The organism is Microbacterium sp. BF1 (assembly GCF_019279095.1).
GTDB classification, from domain to species: Bacteria; Actinomycetota; Actinomycetes; order Actinomycetales; family Microbacteriaceae; genus Microbacterium; species Microbacterium maritypicum.
The window spans coordinates 1-2,889 of record NZ_JAGYWT010000315.1 but is presented as its reverse complement, the minus strand read 5'-3'; the positions used below and the strand labels follow the sequence as shown (position 1 = coordinate 2,889).

Here is a 2,889-nt window from a genome sequence, read left to right as displayed (position 1 = left end):
ACTCATCGCCCAAGTCTACGGTCACGCCGTAGGCCCTCGAACGCATCTTTCCCTGGAGGGTGCATGTCGGCGCTCGGCGATACCCTGACCGTGTGACCGATGCCCTCACTCCGACCCAGGCACGCCGATCTCTGATCCGAGACCGCTCCGATCCGGATGGACTCCCGACCTACGAGCGCATCATCTCCACGGCGCTCTTGCTGTCGCCGTCGAAGCGCACCTTCCCGCCCTGGATGACGATGCCCCGCTCGCAGAGGTCGGAGACCATGTTCAGGTCGTGGCTCACCACGACGAGGGTCTTGCCCTGGGAGTGCAGCTCGCGCACGCGCTGGATGCACTTGCGCTGGAACGGCTCGTCTCCGACGGAGAGGATCTCGTCGATCAGCAGGATGTCGACGTGCGTGTGGATGGCCACGGAGAAGGCTAGGCGGAGGAACATGCCCGAGGAGTAGTGCTTGACCTCGGTGTCGATGAACTTCTCGATCTCGCTGAACTCGACGATCGAGTCGAACTGCTCCTGCGTCTCCTTCTTCGACATGCCGAGGATCGCGGCGTTCAGGTAGACGTTCTCGCGGCCGGAGAGATCAGGGTGGAACCCGGCTCCGACCTCGATCAACCCGGCGACGCGGCCGCGGGTGCGCACCATCCCCTCATCGGGGCGCAGCACTCCGGAGATCAGCTTGAGCATGGTCGACTTGCCCGAGCCGTTGAAGCCCATGAGCGCGACGGCCTCGCCCTCGCCGATGGAGAAGGAGACGCCGTCGAGGGCCTGGAACTCCGAGGTCAGAGGCTTGCGTCGCACCGCTGCGACGAAGGTCTCCTTGATCGAATGCGTGTGGCGGAGCTTGAAGTGCTTGTGCACGTCCTCGACGAGGATGCGTGGCGTTTCAGAGGTCTTGAGCAAAACGACCCTCCAGACGGCGGAAGACGATCTCGCCGATGATCACGAAGACGATGGAGACAACGAGTGCGATGAGCGCGTGCAGCCACAGGGAGGGCAGCGGCTCGGCGTTCGCAGGATCGAGCGCGTGCCAGATGCCGTAGTGGAACAGTTCGACCGCACCGGTGATGGGGTTCAGGGCGTAGAGCTGGAAGAGCCAGTCCGGGACCTTGCTCGCCACCATCTGCCACTGGTACATCACGGGGGAGGCCCAGACCGACACCATGACGATGATCTCCACGAAGCTCTGGGCGTCGCGGAAGGTGACGTTGATGGCGCCGAAGAGCAGACCGAGGCCGGTGGCGAGCAGCGCGATGATCACGAGCCCGAGCAGGAGGGCTCCGATGCCCAGGACGGTCGGCGTCCACCCGTAGAACAGCGCGATGACGATGACGACGATGATCTGCGGCACCGTGTTGATCGCGGCGACCATGGTGCTCGCGACCGGGAACATCTGGCGCGGGAAGTAGATCTTCTTGATGAGCGCGGCGTTGTCGACCAGTGAACGGGTGGCGTTCGAGAACGACTCGTTGAAGAAGGTGACGGCGGTGATGCCGGACAGCAGATACAGCGGGTAGTACTCGATGCTGTTGTTGAGGTTGAGGAAGACCCCGAGAGCGAAGAAGAAGACCAGGAACTGGATCAGCGGCTTGACGTACGACCAGAGCCATCCGAGGACGGATCCTCGGTACCGGATACCCACTTCTTTGCGGATGATCAGGCTGAGTAGATAGCGGCGCCGGAAGACATCGAGGAGGCCGGTACTCGCGCCCGGCTGGATCAACCGCTGGTCGGCGGGTACAGATGTTTGAGACACAGCGTTCTCTTCACCTCCGTCGGGACGTCCGTGTCGGGTGGAACGCCTCACCAATCATAGGTTCTCCGCGCCGTGAGCCCGCTCATTCCCCTGGCGCGCGCCGTGTGTCGGCGGTCGCTCAGCAGGGTGTCGATAGGATCAACGCCGGTGGTCGAGTGTCGGTCGCCGGGAAGAGAGGCACTGCACATGGGTTGGTTGGACCTCGGGTTGGCATTGATCACGGTGATCGCCATCGTCCTGGTGCCCGGTGTCGTGATCTCCTCCGTCCTGGGGATGCGTGGCTTCGCCCGATGGGCGCTCGCTGCTCCCGCCGGCACGACCGTGATCGTCCTCGCGGCGATCGTCGCCCCCGTGATCGGGATGTCCTGGGGGCTGCTGCCGCTCGCGGTGTGCGCGCTCGTGGTGCTGGTGCTGGTCGCGGTCCTCGCCTTCGTCGTCCGGCGCGCGAAGGGGGCAGTCGATTCGCCCACCCGGCTGCGGACCCCATGGCTCCTGCTCGGCGGCGCCGCCGTGCTCGTGGCCGTTCAGTTCGCTTTCGTCATCGGTGCGCCGGACAACTTCTCGCAGACCTTCGACAACATCTTCCATCTCAACGCGGTCAGGTACGCCCTCGACACCGGCTCCGTCTCGCCGCTGACGATCGGGACGATGACGAGCGCACCGAGTGGGGGACTGCCGTTCTATCCGTCCGGCTGGCACGCGGTGACGTCGCTCGCGGTGCAGATCACCGGTGTGAGCATCCCGATCGCCTCCAACGCCGTGATGTTCTTCTATGGCGCGATCGTCTGGCCCACGTCGATCGTGTTCCTCGTCGCCACCCTGTTCGGGACCAGGACCCCGGTGCTGGTCACCGCCGCGGCGATGAGTGCCGCCACTCCCGCGTTCCCGCTGCTCATGATCGAGTACGGCGTGCTGTTCCCCTACATGATGGCGCTGAGCATGATCGCCGTCCCGATCGCCCTCGTGTTCGAGGCGAGCCGGCGCGTGGGCTGGGGCGAGCGGACATGTGGGAGTCGCGAAGCGGATGGGGATCCGCTTACTGGGGAATTACTGATCTGGGGAGATCATGGGGACGCGTATCGGCTATGCCGTTGGTGCTTTCGACCTGTTTCACGTCGGGCATCTGAATCTA

Annotated in this window: 3 protein-coding genes; 1 reads left to right on the top strand and 2 read right to left on the bottom strand. The window is 64.3% G+C overall.

Annotation, left to right across the window (positions count from 1 at the left end):
• Positions 1 to 169: 169 nt before the first annotated feature.
• Both KZA10_RS11215 and KZA10_RS11210 read right to left on the bottom strand, forming a co-directional pair.
• Complete coding sequence (locus KZA10_RS11215; protein WP_218682927.1) at positions 170 to 904, bottom strand: ABC transporter ATP-binding protein; 735 nt, start codon at positions 902 to 904, stop codon at positions 170 to 172.
• Complete coding sequence (locus tag KZA10_RS11210) at positions 888 to 1,757, bottom strand: ABC transporter permease (protein ID WP_218682926.1); 870 nt, start codon at positions 1,755 to 1,757, stop codon at positions 888 to 890. The genes KZA10_RS11215 and KZA10_RS11210 overlap by 17 nt, the downstream gene beginning before the upstream one ends.
• A gap of 186 nt (positions 1,758 to 1,943) precedes the next feature.
• On the opposite strand from KZA10_RS11210, the gene KZA10_RS11205 reads away from it, so the two are divergent.
• Positions 1,944 to 2,889, top strand: a 946-nt coding sequence (locus KZA10_RS11205) for a DUF6541 family protein (protein WP_374196580.1), incomplete at its 3' end; no start/stop codon positions are given.